This window comes from Sodalis sp. RH21 (assembly GCF_047324175.1).
In the GTDB taxonomy this organism is placed as follows: domain Bacteria; phylum Pseudomonadota; class Gammaproteobacteria; order Enterobacterales; family Enterobacteriaceae; genus Acerihabitans.
This window is the reverse complement of record NZ_CP178732.1, coordinates 852,725-868,446: the sequence shown is the minus strand read 5'-3', so window position 1 is coordinate 868,446 and position 15,722 is coordinate 852,725. Positions and strand designations below refer to the sequence as shown.

Here is a 15,722-nt window from a genome sequence, read left to right as displayed (position 1 = left end):
TGTTCTTGACCGCGCGGGGAGACGCTTTGCATGGAAAGTCAGGAAATGCCCCTGGCGGCGGCTACGGCCCCCGCCACTTTTTTCGAAGGCGTGTTCGATAGCCTGCCCATTGTCATCGGCTACCTGCCGGTGGCCTTCGCCTTCGGCCTGAATGCGGTAAAACTGGGTTTCACCCCCCTCGAAAGCCTGTTTATCTCCTGCATCATTTACGCCGGCGCCAGCCAGTTCGTGATTACCACCCTGCTCAGCGCCGGCACATCGCTGTGGGTCGCGGCGTTGACCGTGATGGCCATGGATGTGCGCCACCTGCTGTACGGTCCGGCCCTGCGCCATCGCATTATCGGCACGCTGTCGCCGGGTAAAACGGCGGTATGGGCCTTCGGCCTGACCGATGAGGTGTTTGCGGCGGCCATCACCAAACTGACCAAGGATAACCGGCGCTGGACCGCGAACTGGATGATGGGGATCGCGGCCTGCTCGTGGCTATCCTGGGTGGCGGGCACCGCCGTCGGCGCCCTGTTCGGTAACGGCCCGCTGGAAAATTATCCGGCGGTGGAAGCCGCGCTGGCGTTTATGTTGCCCGCATTATTCCTGAGTTTCCTGCTGGCGGCGTTCCAGCGGCGCCAAAGCCTGATATTGGCGGCGGCGCTCGCTGGATCGCTGGCCGGCCTGCTGCTGGTATCTATTCCCATGGCCATCCTGGCCGGTATCGGCGGCGGCTGCCTGGGGGCGCTGATCGGCCAATCCGTTCCCCGCCGGACGCCGCCCGACGCGGATAAGGGGAGCCGATGAATACCAGCGTTATTTTCATAGGGCTGGTGGTGGGCATGGCGAATTATTTCTTTCGCTACTTTCCGCTGCGTTTTAATCGGACGCGCGGGTCGCAACAGCGGGGAGCCCGCTGGGTCGGCCTGATATTGGATGGCATCGGCATTGCGTCCATCTGCTCTCTGCTGGTGGTGTCGAGCGTGCCCGAAGTCATGCGCGACAGCGGCAAACTGTTGCCCACGCTGGCTGGCTTCGCCGTTCTCACCGCCTGCTTTTATTACACCCGCAGCATTGTAATTTCCACCCTGGTCGGGGCGCTGTGTTTTGGTTTGGCGTATAAACTTTTCATCATGGCAATATTTACTTGAGTGATTACATTAGTTATTATATCCATAGAAACTAATGAGGCCAAAATCAAATGGACAGTTCATTCACTCCCATTGAACAGATGTTATCTTTACGCGCCCAGCGTCGGCCCGACTTCCCTTTTCAGGAAATCCTACTGACTCGCCTTTGCATGCACATGCAGGGCAAGCTGCTGGAAAATAGAAACCGCATGTTAAAGGCCCAGGGTATCAATGAAACCCTGTTTATGGCTTTGGTCACCCTGGAGTCCCAGGAAGATCACAGCATCCAGCCCTCCGAGCTCAGCTCGGCGCTGGGTTCATCGCGCACCAATGCCACCCGCATCGCCGACGAACTGGAAAAACGCGGTTGGATTGAGCGTAAAGAGAGCGAAAACGATCGCCGCTGCCTGCACTTAAAGCTAACGCCAGCGGGGGAAGCCTTTCTCAACAACTTGCTGCCGCCGCAGCATAAGTGCCTGGTATCTTTATGGTCCACGCTGGATATCAACGAGCAGAAACAGCTTGAATCCCTGACCCGCAAGCTGCTCGACAAGCTCGACGATCTGATTGTGGAAGACAGCCTCGCGTAAAAAGCAAAACGCCGCTACCGACCCGGAGTCGATAACGGCGTTAAACATCGGTTAACGGCTTAGTGGTTCTGCCGCCACCATTCCGCCAGCAAAATCCCGGTGGCCACCGAGACATTGAGGCTTTCCACCCGGCCGGTGCCGCCGATGGACAGCGCCAAATCGGTTTGCGCCACGATTTCCGGGGTCAGCCCCGCACGTTCTTCGCCTAATACCAGCACCATTTTTTCCGGCATGGTCGCCTGGGAAAGAGGTACGCCGTTATGGCTGGACGTGGTTACGATGGTATAACCCGCCGCGCGGAACCGCGCCAAATCGTTGAGCAAATCATCGGTGTGAATGGAGCTGATATGTTCCGCTCCGCCCTCGGCGGTACGTACCGCCGCGCCGGATTCCAGCGCCGCGCTATCGCCCGTCATCACGCCCCGCACGCCAAAATGCGCGCAACTGCGCAATATGGCGCCCAGGTTATGGGGATTGGATACGTCTTCGAGCGCCAGCACGCAATCTTTTGTTTCGACCTGCTGCAAATAAAGCGCGGCATCCAGGCCGACGCGTTTTTTGATCAGGAAACAAACGCCGCCGTGATGCTCGGTGCCGGAGGCCAGCGCCAGTTCCTCTTCTTCCACTACGTGATAGGCTTTGCGGTTAGCGGCCATCCAGCGCAGGGCGTCGCGAAAACGCGGGGTGACCGATTGCACGAACCAGGCGCGTACGATGGAATCGGGACGGCTTTTAAATAACGCCTTGCAGGCGTTCTCGCCGTAAACCCGGGTCTCTTCCGCCCGCTGGCGCCGCAGTTGATCCGGATCGATCAGGCTTTTGCCGCTGATCCCGCCGTGATCGGGCACTGCCGGTTCAGCGTCGTTCTGGTACATGGTTTTCCAAGGGGAGTCCGGCGAAGTGGACGGCCGCTCCCTGCGGGGTGCCGGCCGGGCCGCGCGATCGTCAAATCTATCACTAGGTTTATCACTACGTGGCCGCGCATCGCCGCGAGGGGCATCTGCGCGACGGCTATCGCCGCGGGGGGCGCCGCCGCGGCGGGGGTTATCGCTGCGGCCGGCATTGCCGTCGCGGCCCGACTGGGGTGGACGGGAAGGGCGACGAGGCTGCTCTTCTTCCTCTTTACGCACGTACATGACACGGACCTTGCCGTTTTTACCCTTTAACGAATCGCTCATTTGTCTCTCCACCCGAGTGCTGGGCGCGAAGATTACCCGATCTTGCCCTTTTTAGCTACCGGGTTGGGGTAAAAGCCAGCAACTATCGAAGCCATCGGATAAATCATTTTGTCACGCGACATTTCTTTAACCATACTTGAGAATAATATTAATAGAAAGAGTGGATCTCATCGCCCGGCAGCCATGGGCCGGATTATCTTCCACCTCAAGAGGTCATCGTATGAATACGGTATGTGCATCCTGTTTGGCCACCAACCGCCTGCCGGAACAGAAAATTAATGACGGCGCGAAATGCGGCCGCTGCGGCGAGGCGCTGCTCGACGGTAAAGTCGTCCACGCCACCACCGAATCCCTGGATAAACTGCTGCAGGACGACCTGCCGGTGGTGGTGGATTTCTGGGCGCCCTGGTGCGGCCCATGCGTGGGCTTCGCGCCGGTGTTTGAAGCCGTGGCCGGCGAACGCCGCGGGAAAGTGCGTTTCCTGAAGGTGAATACCGAGGCGGAGCCGCAGCTCAGCACCCGTTTCGGCATCCGCAGCATTCCGACCATTATGGTGTTTAAGCAGGGTAAAATGGTCGATTCCCTGCACGGCGCCATGCCCAAAGGCCCGTTCGAAGAGTGGCTCGATGAAGGCCTGGCCATCCCCAGCGCGTCCTGACGGCCGCCGCGGCCCGGGCTGCCGGGCACAATAGCCATCGCGTATAAAACGGGGGGCGGATCGTCCCCCCGTTCGTTCCTCCGGCGCATCAAATTTCCGCATAAGTTTGTCCGCTTGCGGGTGGCTTTTGCCGCTGCGTCCAGTAAACTCTCTCTTTTGTTTTCAGGCAGCCCGCATCTATGACCCACAACGCCGTTCTGGCCCTGCGCCAATATCGCCTCGCCCGCGCCACGCGCCCTTATCGCGCCCGCGGTTGCAGGGTGATTCGCTGCGAGGGTTGCCTGCTGCCGGTGCCGCAGTGCCTGTGCGGCGATATTATGCCCGGCGCGGCGAGCAGCCGCTTTTGCCTGATTATGTTTGACTCGGAGCCGCTAAAACCCAGTAATACCGGGCGGCTGATTGCCGATATCCTGCCCGAGACCCAGGCTTTTATCTGGTCGCGCACCGCGCCGGATCCCGCTCTGCTGGCCGCCGTCGCCGATCCCGCCCGCCAGCCCTACGTAGTGTTTCCGGCCCGGCAGGCGGCCCCCGGACGGCAGGTGATCGCCGAGATAGACCCGCGGAGAAAACCGCCGCTGTTTATTATGCTGGACGGTACCTGGCCGGAGGCCGGCAAGATGTTTCGCAAGAGTCCCTATCTGGCGCAGTTCCCCGTGCTGTCGCTTAATCCGGAGACCCTTTCCGCCTACCGGCTGCGCGAATCCCATGGGGACGGCTATCACTGCACCGCCGAAATCGCCACCGCACTGCTCTCCCAGGCGGGAGATAATGCGGCCGCCGCCGCGCTATCGGCGCATTTTTCGCTGTTCCGCAGCCGGTATCTGGCAGGTAAATCCCATCACAACACGCCGCAAATTTCCTCCGTCATCACAACACTCCGGCCATAAAACGCATACACTTATCCCATGCGGGAATGGAGACCACCGATGAGTCAACGAGGTTTGGAAGCACTGCTCAGGCCAAAATCGATCGCCGTACTTGGGGCGTCCGATAAGCCGGGCCGGGCCGGTTACCTGATGATGCGTAATCTGCTCGACGGCGGATTCGGCGGGCCGATATTGCCGGTAACCCCGCATTATCGGGCCGTCTGCGGCGTGCTGAGTTATCCGGATGTGGCCGCCCTGCCCCTGACGCCCGATTTGGCGATTATCTGCACCCGCGCCAGCCGTAATCCCGGCTTGCTCGACGACCTTGGCCGCCATGGCTGCAAAACGGCAATCATCCTTTCTTCGCCGCCGGCCCAGTTCGCCGAGCTGAAAGCCTGCGCCGTGCGCTACGGCATACGCCTGCTCGGGCCCAATAGCCTGGGGGTGCTGGCGCCATGGCAAGGACTGAACGCCAGCTTTTCACCGGTGCCGATCCACAAGGGCAAGCTGGCCTTTATCTCCCAATCCGCCGCGGTATCCAATACCGTATTGGATTGGGCGCAGCAGCGCGAAATCGGCTTCTCTTATTTTATCGCGCTGGGCGACAGCATTGATATCGATGTGGACGATGTGCTCGATTTTCTGGCCCGCGACAGTAAAACCAGCGCCATCTTGCTGCATCTGGAGCACCTGAGCGATGCGCGGCGGTTTCTTTCTGCGGCCCGCGGCGCGGCGCGCAATAAACCGATCCTGGTGATCAAAAGCGGGCGCAGCGCGCAGGCGCAGCGCCTGCTTAATTATCCCCAGGGCCGGGACGCCGCCTACGACGCCGCCATCCAACGGGCCGGCCTGCTGCGGGTGCGCGATACCCATGAGCTGTTTTCGGCGGTTGAAACCTTAAGCCATATGCGCCCGCTGCGCGGCGAGCGGCTGATGATTGTCAGCAACGGCATCGCCCCCGCGGCGCTGGCGCTGGATGAATTGCTCAGCCGGCACGGCAAGCTGGCGACCCTTGGCCCGGCCACCCGCCAGGCGCTGCAGGCGGCGCTACCGGCCCCATTGGTGGCGTCCAACCCGCTCGACCTGGCGGATGACGCTACTCCGGCCCGCTATCGCGCGGCGCTGTCGGCGCTGCTCGACAGCCAGGATTACGATGCGTTATTGATTATCCATGCCCCCAGCGCCGCCGCGCCCAGCAGCGAAACCGCCCAGCAGGTTATCGAGCTTATCAAGATGCATCCCCGCGGCCGGCAAATTACCCTGCTGACCAACTGGAGCGGCGAATTTTCGTCCCGGGAAGCGCGGCGTTTGTTTACCGAGGCCGGCCTGCCCACTTACCGCACGCCGGAAGGCGTGGTAACGGCCTTTATGCATATGGCGGAGTACCGCCGCAACCAGCAGCAACTGATGGAAACCCCGGCCCAGCCGGCGGCGTTAACCGCCGATACCGCCCATGCCCATCAGTTGATCCGCCAGGCATTGGATCAGGGCATTACCCGGCTGGCCACCCACGAAATACGGCCGATTGTCGAGGCCTACGGCCTGACCACCCTGCCCACGTGGATCGCCAGCGACAGCGCCGAGGCGGTCGCCATCGCCGATCGCATTGGCTACCCGGTGGCGCTGAAACTGCGTTCCCCCGATATTCCCCACAAATCAGACGTGCAGGGCGTCATGCTGTCGCTGCGCAACGCGCGGGAAGTGGAGCAGGCGGCCAACGCCATGATGGAGCGGGTGGCGCAAACTTTTGCGCAAGCGCGCATCGAGGGCATGCTGGTGCAAAGCATGGCCAATCGCGCCGGCACGCAGGAACTACGCATCGTGGTCGAGCAGGACCCGGTGTTCGGCCCGCTGATCCTGCTGGGCGAAAGTGAAAACGAGTGGCGTCAGGCCGGGCAAATGGCGGTGGCCCTGCCGCCGCTGAACATGACGCTGGCCCATAATATGGTGCGCCAGGGCTTGAAAAAAGGAGCCATTCGCAACCATCGGCCGCTTTATTCGCTGGATGTGACCGCGCTAAGCCGCCTGCTGGTGCAGATCTCCAATTTATTGCTTGATTGCCCCGAAATCGTTTATCTGGATATTCACCCGCTGCTGGCCTGCGGCAGCGATATGACGTTGCTGGATGTCAGCCTCGAACTGGCGGAGTGCCGGGGCGATCCGGAAGCGCGCCTGGCGATCCGCCCCTACCCGCAGAAGCTGGAGTGCCGGGTGACGCTGAAAAACGGCGAGCGCTGCCTGTTCCGGCCGATCCTGCCGGAAGATGAACCGCTGCTTAAGCAGTTTATCGGCGCCGTTACCCCGGAAGATCTTTATTATCGTTACTTCAGCGAGATCACGGAATTTACCCATGAAGATTTGGCTTATATGACCCAAATCGACTACGATCGAGAGATGGCTTTTGTCGCAATCCGGCAAAACGGCGCGGGAAATACCATTATCGGCGTGGCGCGAGCGTATTCCGATCCTGATAATACCGAAGCCGAGTTTTCGGTGCTGGTACGCTCGGATTTGAAAAAAATGGGGTTGGGCCGCCTGCTGCTGGAAAAAACCATCGATTACGCCCGTGGACACGGACTTAAGCGTTTGACGGCGATCACCATGCCCAGCAATCACGGCATGATTTCCCTGGCGAAGAAACTGGGGTTCACCGTCGATCTGCAACTGGAGGACGGCATCGCGGCAATGTCACTGCAATTGGCAACCGACTCGGGGGACGATGCCGGGACGCGAACCTAAAGCGCGCATCAACCTGCGGCGAAACATAGCCACAACCGGGAAAAGTAATGTTATTATGGCCGATTCCACGCATTTGTGTTTTTGCATATGGTCATTCCACCATACGATGACAAGAGAAGAAGCGCACTGTGATGTTGTCAAACTTTAGACGTACCAAACACCAACAACACCTTGCACAACTGCCCAAAATTCCCCAGACGGTTGATGACGTACAAACGCTATACGGTCCCGCGGATTTTCGCGTCGCTTTACTGAGCGCCATTGAGCGCGCCAGGCAGCGTATTTATCTGGTGGCGCTGTATCTTGAGCAGGATGAGGGGGGAGAGGCCGTCCTGTCGGCCCTCTACCGCGCCAAGCAGCTCAATCCGGAGCTGGAGGTCTGTATTCTGGTCGACTGGCATCGCGCGCAGCGCGGACGTATCGGCGCCGCGGCGGTAAATACCAATGCCGACTGGTATTGCCGTATGGCGCAACAGCATTACGGGGTGTCGGTGCCCATATACGGCGTGCCGGTAAATACCCGCGAAGCCTTGGGTGTGCTGCACTTGAAAGGCTACATTATTGACGACACCGTGATTTACAGTGGTGCCAGCCTCAATAATGTCTATCTGCACCAGTTAGAGAGTTATCGCTACGATCGCTATCAGCTAATCCGCAACCCCGCGCTGGCGGAATGTATGCTGGGTTATATCCGCAACCATCTGTTAAATGCCCCGGCCGTTAACCGGCTGGACAATCCGGATCGGCCTAAAAGTATCGAAATCAAGAATGATACCCGGCTGTTTCGCCAGTCGTTGCGCCAGGCCGCCTATAGCTGCAATGACGCCGCTTCTTACGATAGTTTAACCATCACGCCGCTGGTCGGGCTGGGTAAGCAAAGCCCGCTGAACAAGACCATTCATCATTTGATGTCCTGTGCGGACAGCTCGCTCACGTTATGCACCCCTTATTTTAATATGCCGGCGTTACTGGTGAGGAATATCATCGCCCTGCTGCGCCAGAATAAGCGGGTGGAGATTATCGTCGGCGATAAAACCGCTAACGATTTTTATATTCCTGAAGATCAGCCATTTAAGATTATCGGCGCCCTGCCCTATCTGTATGAAATTAATCTGCGCCGTTTTCTCGGACGGTTGCAGCGTTATGTGGATAACGGGCAACTGGTGGTCAGGTTATGGAAGGACGGCGATAATACCTATCACCTCAAAGGGATGTGGGTGGATGATGAGTGGCAATTATTAACCGGCAATAATCTCAATCCGCGCGCCTGGCGCCTGGATTTGGAAAATGCTTTGCTGATCCACGATCCGCAGGGTGCGCTGCGGGCGCAGCGTGAGCATGAGCTTGGCCTGATCCGCACCCATACCAAAGTAGTTGCGCATTATACCGAGCTGCAGGGCATTGGTGATTATCCGATTAAAGTGCGCAAGCTGATCCGCCGGCTGCGGCGTATTCGTATCGATCGGTTAATCAGCCGGATTCTCTGATCCGCCCCAAGCTTGCGCCGTTGGCAGCGTTTGCGTTTGCCGGCCTGTCGTTCAGCAACAGGCCGGCATTTTGTTATCTTTCCATTTCCATTAGCCGGCGTTAATCAAGAGGGGCCGCATGCTGCGCAGGCAGGTTGCTATCTGGTTCAGGTTGATTCCCTTGCTGCCGCTATTGCTGTGTACCGCCTGTACCCATATGGCGCAGGATGGCTGGACCGGTAGGGATAAAGCGGAACATTTTGTTTCTTCGGCCGCCATGGCCGTTGCAGCCAGCGCCGTTGCCGATCGGCAGGGTGCGTCGCCGGCCCGCAGCCGCAATATCGGGTTGATGTTTTCCGTTTCGCTGGGCGCGTTAAAAGAGACTTACGATAGCCGGGCCGCGGGCAGCGGATGGAGCTGGAAGGATTTCGCCTGGGACGTGGCGGGTGCGGCTACCGGTTATACCCTCTACTATATCAGCGATTAATCATGGCGGCCTTTGGTCTGCTTTGAAGTCCAGGATATTTTGCCGGCGGGATAATTCCAGGAAGTGCTCATTATTATCCCTACTGGAATGCGTCAAATAAGTGCGGCAACATTAGCGACGGCAAAAAAATTAATGCCCAGGAAACTGAAGTTAATCGTTGCATCCGGGATATCCCGCAGGTGAGTGGCTGTTTAATAAAAGATTGAATAACCAATGCGCACATAAAGTCTAAACGTGACAATAGAGCTTCATTTAAACAACCCCACTCAATTGGATGATCATCATGTATATCATCCCAACCTGGCTGCTTGTGAAGCAATATGTCCGGCTAAAGAAGTGACGAATGACTGCAAGCCCGTCATCGGGGATAGCTCGGAATATTCGCCACTACTTATCCCATGACGCGGTGAAGCAAGAACCGCAGCATTGCGGTATAATTGTTCCTTCGCGAGCCGTTGACAGAGTATATCGTACCTTTCAAGGTATGAAGCGCGATCAAATTCCCTATTTATAGGAAAATGAGGAGAGCGATCCACAACCGGCCTGCGGGATTCTGGTGCATCCTCAACCATCATTAGCCAACCAACAAATGGTGACGGTTGTTGACCGAACGCACCCTCCCGATATGCAGTCCACAAATCGACGGCAGTTCCGATGGCTTCTTCTGTTCTATTATTGAAGTTATTCCCAAAGGATGGCCCTACTTGGCTTTTTAATTCTATTGCTACAATCAACTCGCCTCTATACATAACAAGTAAATCCCACAATTTTGTCGGGCGGAAATAACCGGGTAAAGTTAGCATTGCTCTATTTTGATAGATTTGGGCATGCGCAAGACCATTGGCCTCGATAATATCCAGGATAAGAGCAAGAAAACCATCCATATTCTTGCCAGATGTCACCCCTGAACGCTCACCCTGATCGAGTCTACCGGATTCCATTTGTTTCTTTCTGGCCATATCTCTATTGCCCCAAAATGCCTTTACAGCCTCTTGTGCTTTTTGTTCGTAATTAACAAGATCAAGTGCCATCTATTCTTCATCGCCTCCAAGTGCAGATTGTTCTTCAGCGGTCAATCCATATAGCTTGAACGCTGCGGAGTTACATGCCTGTATATCTCTTTTTAAAGCAGCTTTAGTTAATTCTAACCGCAGCGGTAATGAAACATCAGTCCAATAGGGAACGCGGATACGACGCAAATATTGAGCTTGATAACGCAGAAATCCCCCATGCATTTTCGTTGAATATGTCGCCATAAACAAACGCGTTATCGATGAAAGAAGAACAGCTTGCAATGCCCGTAAGTCCCATTCGTCAGAGGTAATGTAATAAAGATTATGATGCGGATATAAGCCTTCATTTTCAAAAACAATATGAGCATTTCCTTTAATATCAGGAATTAAAAGCTTTGGCTTAGTTGCCAGCTCAGGGTTAATGCGGTCTATTGTACGATACCACTTCAAGGGATTTTTTTTAGCGCAATGACGTTTTATAATAGCTTCACGACGCGTATCCAGATAGCGCATTAATCGCGGATATTTAGCAAGATCTACTAACCCGCCTTCATCCTCAAAAGGATTTATTACCCCCTGACCACGCCATTTTACTTCACCTGAAAGTATATCTTTGGTCGTAACTAACGGCAGTTTACGATTTGATTCCACATCAAGGCAGGCAAAGTCGCCTATAAAGGCTTTATCTGCACCAGTAGCAACGCCAATGCCAACTTTGCATCTAGCGGCTTCGAGAGTAGGGAAATCCTGCTCAATACGGCGAATCACAGCTAATTGATCGGATGATTCCAGCAACCATGGTTCTGAATCTTTGATAACGCAAGTCAGCTCACGCACAGTTGAGTTTTCATTTATTAAAACAGGTGCAAGAAGTGCATCTGTCAGAGTGGCTAATACTGCCCGATTAATCTCCGGGCGATGGGCTAGACGAGTGGCCCCCTGGACGGTACGGCTGATGATCGTAATTGCCGGATAAGCAATAACGTCTGAATTGAATGCCGGGGTGTTAACCATATCAACGTATATTTTTAGATTAAACTGTTCAGCCACGAGCTTACGAAGGGGGCCACCATAACGGTTTTTCATCCATCTGTCTGCACAAATGAAACCAAGATTTCCCTCCGTAGCTAATAAGGAAAGAGAGCGCTCAATAAATGGAATGTAGATATCTGCCCTATCATACATCGTTTGATAGCGTTTACGATATTCGGCTAACAGTGCTGCCGGAATCAGTTCTTGGCGAATATAGGGGGGATTTCCAACGACAAAATCAAAATTTCCTTCTAGGCTAACTAATAAATAATCACCCTGTATTAGCCATATATCTGCAAGCGAAGCTGATTCATTTGCTGTAAGCCCTTCTTTTTTAAGGTAGGCCAACACCTGTGAATAGGTATTTGCGAAAGTATCATGATGAAGCTCGACAGCTTTGAGAGCATTAGCTAAATCAGCTAATATGCTGCCGTTTCCCCCTGACCTTCTCCATGCCGTCAGTAAACGTTTAATAATCGAAAGAAGGAACTCGCCACCGCCGAAAGACGGCTCTAACAGACGCATTTTATGAAGTGGTTTATCATCAGTATAGCCAGCTAAATCAAGGATAAATTCAACAACTTCGACCCGAGTAAAGATGGCGCCGCGAGACGCGATTCCCCCAGTACTCGCTAACGTGTTTGATGCCGTTAGCACAGCATATGATCCTTCTGCAAAAGATTTCCTGGCTCTACTTACTTCAAATGTCATGAATAGAAGCCCCTAAAAACTGTGGTCAATAAGCAATTTCAGATCCATTGCCCTGTTGAAAGAGCCGTTAAAAACACTATAAAAACAATTAATTAAGTATTATATCATCGTTAACCTTATGAGCGGATACGGAAAGGCTAATGTATCTTATTTTGTAGTTACGATGAAGTTTGCCTAAATCCTAGGTATCGGCCCTTTTTTCTGCAAGATCTATTATTCAAGTATCTTACACGTTACTGAGATCTATGCTCTATCTCTTCAGCCGCGAAAGGTAGGTCCGGTGGGCGGTAGGGCGTTACTACGTATTTTACGCACATGAAAAAGCCCTCTGTTTTCACAGAGGGCTTATCAATTGGATGCCTGGCAGTTCCCTACTCTCGCATGGGGAGACCCCACACTACCATCGGCGCTACGGCGTTTCACTGCTGAGTTCGGCATGGGGTCAGGTGGGACCACCGCGCTAGTGCCGCCAGGCAAATTTCTCGTCTCATCCTGAGACTCGCCCTGCGGGCCAGCGCTGTGCGCTGTACAAAATTGCTCCCGGCAATTTTGTCATTTCCCCTGTGCAAGGCCAACGCTCCGCGTTGTTGACAGCCCGTCCGTGTTTCGACCGGCTGCTGGTTATATCTTCCGTTACAAGCTGAAAATTCTTTCGTCTCTCTAAACATCTTAGGTGTTGTAAGGTTAAGCCTCACGGGTCATTAGTATCGGTTAGCTCAACGCATCGCTGCGCTTACACACCCGACCTATCAACGTCATCGTCTTTAACGTCCCTTCAGGTGACTTAAAGCCACAGGGAAGACTCATCTCGAGGCAAGTTTCCCGCTTAGATGCTTTCAGCGGTTATCTTTTCCGCACGTAGCTACCGGGCAATGCCATTGGCATGACAACCCGAACACCAGTGGTGCGTCCACTCCGGTCCTCTCGTACTAGGAGCAGCCCCTCTCAATCTTCCAACGCCCACGGCAGATAGGGACCGAACTGTCTCACGACGTTCTAAACCCAGCTCGCGTACCACTTTAAATGGCGAACAGCCATACCCTTGGGACCTACTTCAGCCCCAGGATGTGATGAGCCGACATCGAGGTGCCAAACACCGCCGTCGATATGAACTCTTGGGCGGTATCAGCCTGTTATCCCCGGAGTACCTTTTATCCGTTGAGCGATGGCCCTTCCATTCAGAACCACCGGATCACTAAGACCTGCTTTCGCACCTGCTCGAGCCGTCACTCTCACAGTCAAGCTAGCTTATGCCTTTGCACTAACCTCACGATGTCCGACCGTGATTAGCTAACCTTCGTGCTCCTCCGTTACTCTTTAGGAGGAGACCGCCCCAGTCAAACTACCCACCAGACACTGTCCTCGACCCGGATTACGGGCCGGAGTTAGAACATCAAACATTAAAGGGTGGTATTTCAAGGTTGGCTCCATGCGGACTGGCGTCCACACTTCAAAGCCTCCCACCTATCCTACACATCAAGGCTCAATGTTCAGTGTCAAGCTATAGTAAAGGTTCACGGGGTCTTTCCGTCTTGCCGCGGGTACACTGCATCTTCACAGCGAGTTCAATTTCACTGAGTCTCGGGTGGAGACAGCCTGGCCATCATTACGCCATTCGTGCAGGTCGGAACTTACCCGACAAGGAATTTCGCTACCTTAGGACCGTTATAGTTACGGCCGCCGTTTACCGGGGCTTCGATCAAGAGCTTCAGCTTGCGCTTAACCCCATCAATTAACCTTCCGGCACCGGGCAGGCGTCACACCGTATACGTCCACTTTCGTGTTTGCACAGTGCTGTGTTTTTAATAAACAGTTGCAGCCAGCTGGTATCTGCGACTGGCTTCGGCTCGGGGAGCATGTCCCTCCACCTAATGCCAGCGTGCCTTCTCCCGAAGTTACGGCACCATTTTGCCTAGTTCCTTCACCCGAGTTCTCTCAAGCGCCTTGGTATTCTCTACCTGACCACCTGTGTCGGTTTGGGGTACGATTCGATGTGACCTGGAGCTTAGAGGCTTTTCCTGGAAGCGTAGCATCAATTCCTTCACCACCGTAGTGGCTCGTCATCACGCCTCAGTGTTGAATAAAAGAGCGGATTTACCTGCTCTTTCCACCTTCACGCTTGAACCGGGACAACCGTCGCCCGGCGAACCTAGCTTTCTCCGTCCCCCCTTCGCAGTCACACCCAGTACAGGAATATTAACCTGTTTCCCATCGACTACGCCTTTCGGCCTCGCCTTAGGGGTCGACTCACCCTGCTCCGATTAACGTTGAACAGGAACCCTTGGTCTTCCGGCGAGCGGGCTTTTCACCCGCTTTATCGTTACTTATGTCAGCATTCGCACTTCTGATACCTCCAGCAGCCCTCACAGGCCACCTTCGCAGGCTTACAGAACGCTCCCCTACCCAACAATACCCGAAGGTATCGCTGCCGCAGCTTCGGTGCATGGTTTAGCCCCGTTACATCTTCCGCGCAGGCCGACTCGACCAGTGAGCTATTACGCTTTCTTTAAATGATGGCTGCTTCTAAGCCAACATCCTGGCTGTCTATGCCTTCCCACATCGTTTCCCACTTAACCATGACTTTGGGACCTTAGCTGGCGGTCTGGGTTGTTTCCCTCTTCACGACGGACGTTAGCACCCGCCGTGTGTCTCCCGTGATAACATTCTTCGGTATTCGCAGTTTGCATCGGGTTGGTAATCCGGGGTGGACCCCTAGCCGAAACAGTGCTCTACCCCCGAAGATGAATTCACGAGGCGCTACCTAAATAGCTTTCGGGGAGAACCAGCTATCTCCCGGTTTGATTGGCCTTTCACCCCCAGCCACAAGTCATCCGCTAATTTTTCAACATTAGTCGGTTCGGTCCTCCAGTTAGTGTTACCCAACCTTCAACCTGCCCATGGCTAGATCACCGGGTTTCGGGTCTATACCCTGCAACTTGACGCCCAGTTAAGACTCGGTTTCCCTACGGCTCCCCTAAACGGTTAACCTTGCTACAGAATATAAGTCGCTGACCCATTATACAAAAGGTACGCAGTCACCCTGACGAATCAAGGCTCCCACTGCTTGTACGTACACGGTTTCAGGTTCTGTTTCACTCCCCTCGCCGGGGTTCTTTTCGCCTTTCCCTCACGGTACTGGTTCACTATCGGTCAGTCAGGAGTATTTAGCCTTGGAGGATGGTCCCCCCATCTTCAGACAGGATATCACGTGTCCCGCCCTACTCATCGAGCTCACAGCCATTGCACCTTCGGATACGGGGCTATCACCCTGTGTTGCCGGACTTTCCAGACCGTTCTCCTGATGCAAAAGCTGATGGTGACTCTGGGCTGTTCCCCGTTCGCTCGCCGCTACTGGGGGAATCTCGGTTGATTTCTTTTCCTCGAGGTACTGAGATGTTTCAGTTCCCTCGGTTCGCCTCGATACGCTATGGATTCACGTAACGATAGTGCAACGAATTGCACTGGGTTTCCCCATTCGGACATCGCCGGCTGATAGCGCTTCATATCAGCTCACCGGCGCATTTCGCGGATTAGCACGTCCTTCATCGCCTCTGACTGCCTAGGCATCCACCGTGTACGCTTAGTCACTTAACCTCACAACCCTAAGATGTCTGTCTTTTCTGTCCGACGGGCTGCGCGACTTCATGGCGGCGTTGCCCCGGTACTCGAAATCCTCATGGACAGACAGTCCACTGCGGTTTCTCCGTGCCGGGCGCCTTGCCCTGTAATCGCTCGCACCGTCTAGCCTCAGCGTGGTCAAAAAACCGCACCTTGGCGACAGAGAAAGTATCAGATGTTGCCATCGACACGGCAACAACTTGGATTTGCTTATTTGAGAGACTCGCATACTGATTTTGCTCAGCATGG

At 54.9% G+C, this 15,722-nt stretch carries 11 protein-coding genes and 2 rRNA genes; 8 read left to right on the top strand and 5 right to left on the bottom strand.

All coding sequences use genetic code 11. The annotated features are described in order from the left end of the window. The first annotated feature begins 30 nt into the window (after nt 1-30). The 3 genes from ACL2XP_RS03990 to mprA are packed head-to-tail and all read left to right on the top strand — an operon-like array spanning nt 31 to nt 1,705. A complete protein-coding gene (locus tag ACL2XP_RS03990) occupies nt 31-792 on the top strand; it encodes an AzlC family ABC transporter permease (protein WP_413737271.1) in 762 nt (253 codons plus the stop codon). Then, nucleotides 789-1,136: an L-valine transporter subunit YgaH gene (ygaH, locus tag ACL2XP_RS03985; RefSeq protein ID WP_413737270.1), complete on the top strand. Its 348-nt coding sequence runs from the start codon at nt 789-791 to the stop codon at nt 1,134-1,136. Before ACL2XP_RS03990 ends, ygaH begins: the two co-directional genes overlap by 4 nt. A gap of 50 nt (nt 1,137-1,186) precedes the next feature. Then, nucleotides 1,187-1,705: a transcriptional repressor MprA gene (gene mprA / locus ACL2XP_RS03980; RefSeq protein WP_413737269.1), complete on the top strand. Its 519-nt coding sequence runs from the start codon at nt 1,187-1,189 to the stop codon at nt 1,703-1,705. Between the two features lie 59 nt (nt 1,706-1,764). On the opposite strand, the gene ACL2XP_RS03975 is transcribed toward mprA, so the two are convergent. Beyond that, nucleotides 1,765-2,883, bottom strand: coding sequence for a tRNA/rRNA methyltransferase (locus ACL2XP_RS03975; RefSeq protein ID WP_413737268.1), 1,119 nt, complete (start codon nt 2,881-2,883; stop codon nt 1,765-1,767). A 220-nt stretch (nt 2,884-3,103) separates the two neighbouring features. Between ACL2XP_RS03975 and trxC the strand changes: the two genes are divergently transcribed. The 5 genes from trxC to ACL2XP_RS03950 all read left to right on the top strand — a co-directional run bounded on the left by trxC (nt 3,104) and on the right by ACL2XP_RS03950 (nt 9,099). Further along, nucleotides 3,104-3,541: a thioredoxin TrxC gene (gene trxC / locus ACL2XP_RS03970; protein WP_413737267.1), complete on the top strand. Its 438-nt coding sequence runs from the start codon at nt 3,104-3,106 to the stop codon at nt 3,539-3,541. A 179-nt stretch (nt 3,542-3,720) separates the two neighbouring features. Further along, nucleotides 3,721-4,428, top strand: coding sequence for a tRNA-uridine aminocarboxypropyltransferase (locus tag ACL2XP_RS03965; RefSeq protein WP_413737266.1), 708 nt, complete (start codon nt 3,721-3,723; stop codon nt 4,426-4,428). A gap of 39 nt (nt 4,429-4,467) precedes the next feature. Continuing rightward, complete coding sequence (locus ACL2XP_RS03960) at nt 4,468-7,146, top strand: bifunctional acetate--CoA ligase family protein/GNAT family N-acetyltransferase (RefSeq protein WP_413737265.1); 2,679 nt, start codon at nt 4,468-4,470, stop codon at nt 7,144-7,146. Between the two features lie 131 nt (nt 7,147-7,277). Then, nucleotides 7,278-8,633 (top strand): CDP-diacylglycerol--serine O-phosphatidyltransferase, encoded by a 1,356-nt coding sequence (gene pssA, locus ACL2XP_RS03955; RefSeq protein ID WP_413737264.1) that lies wholly within the window; start codon nt 7,278-7,280, stop codon nt 8,631-8,633. A 118-nt stretch (nt 8,634-8,751) separates the two neighbouring features. Further along, entirely contained in the window at nt 8,752-9,099 is a 348-nt protein-coding gene (locus ACL2XP_RS03950; RefSeq protein WP_413737263.1) for a YfiM family lipoprotein, read from the top strand. Between the two features lie 290 nt (nt 9,100-9,389). Here ACL2XP_RS03950 and ACL2XP_RS03945 read toward each other — a convergent pair whose 3' ends face one another. The 4 genes from ACL2XP_RS03945 to ACL2XP_RS03930 all read right to left on the bottom strand — a co-directional run bounded on the left by ACL2XP_RS03945 (nt 9,390) and on the right by ACL2XP_RS03930 (nt 15,449). Next, on the bottom strand, nt 9,390-10,130 hold the full coding sequence (locus ACL2XP_RS03945; RefSeq protein ID WP_413737262.1) for a PaeR7I family type II restriction endonuclease: 741 nt from the start codon (nt 10,128-10,130) through the stop codon (nt 9,390-9,392). Then, on the bottom strand, nt 10,131-11,855 hold the full coding sequence (locus ACL2XP_RS03940; RefSeq protein ID WP_413737261.1) for an Eco57I restriction-modification methylase domain-containing protein: 1,725 nt from the start codon (nt 11,853-11,855) through the stop codon (nt 10,131-10,133). Nucleotides 11,856-12,213: 358 nt separating this feature from the next. Next, nucleotides 12,214-12,329: ribosomal RNA gene (gene rrf / locus ACL2XP_RS03935) — 5S ribosomal RNA — on the bottom strand. A gap of 206 nt (nt 12,330-12,535) precedes the next feature. Continuing rightward, nucleotides 12,536-15,449 (bottom strand): 23S ribosomal RNA (locus ACL2XP_RS03930). Between the last annotated feature and the right edge of the window lie 273 nt (nt 15,450-15,722).

Excerpts from the sequence above, each read along its gene's own strand:
- trxC (WP_413737267.1), top strand. The coding sequence starts at position 3,104 with ATGAATACGGTATGTGCATCCTGTTTGGCCACCAACCGCCTGCCGGAA.
- mprA (WP_413737269.1), top strand. The coding sequence starts at position 1,187 with ATGGACAGTTCATTCACTCCCATTGAACAGATGTTATCTTTACGCGCC.
- ACL2XP_RS03975 (WP_413737268.1), bottom strand. The coding sequence starts at position 2,883 with ATGAGCGATTCGTTAAAGGGTAAAAACGGCAAGGTCCGTGTCATGTAC.
- ACL2XP_RS03990 (WP_413737271.1), top strand. The coding sequence starts at position 31 with ATGGAAAGTCAGGAAATGCCCCTGGCGGCGGCTACGGCCCCCGCCACT.
- pssA (WP_413737264.1), top strand. The coding sequence starts at position 7,278 with ATGTTGTCAAACTTTAGACGTACCAAACACCAACAACACCTTGCACAA.
- ACL2XP_RS03950 (WP_413737263.1), top strand. The coding sequence starts at position 8,752 with ATGCTGCGCAGGCAGGTTGCTATCTGGTTCAGGTTGATTCCCTTGCTG.
- ACL2XP_RS03945 (WP_413737262.1), bottom strand. The coding sequence starts at position 10,130 with ATGGCACTTGATCTTGTTAATTACGAACAAAAAGCACAAGAGGCTGTA.
- ACL2XP_RS03940 (WP_413737261.1), bottom strand. The coding sequence starts at position 11,855 with ATGACATTTGAAGTAAGTAGAGCCAGGAAATCTTTTGCAGAAGGATCA.
- ACL2XP_RS03960 (WP_413737265.1), top strand. The coding sequence starts at position 4,468 with ATGAGTCAACGAGGTTTGGAAGCACTGCTCAGGCCAAAATCGATCGCC.
- ACL2XP_RS03965 (WP_413737266.1), top strand. The coding sequence starts at position 3,721 with ATGACCCACAACGCCGTTCTGGCCCTGCGCCAATATCGCCTCGCCCGC.
- ygaH (WP_413737270.1), top strand. The coding sequence starts at position 789 with ATGAATACCAGCGTTATTTTCATAGGGCTGGTGGTGGGCATGGCGAAT.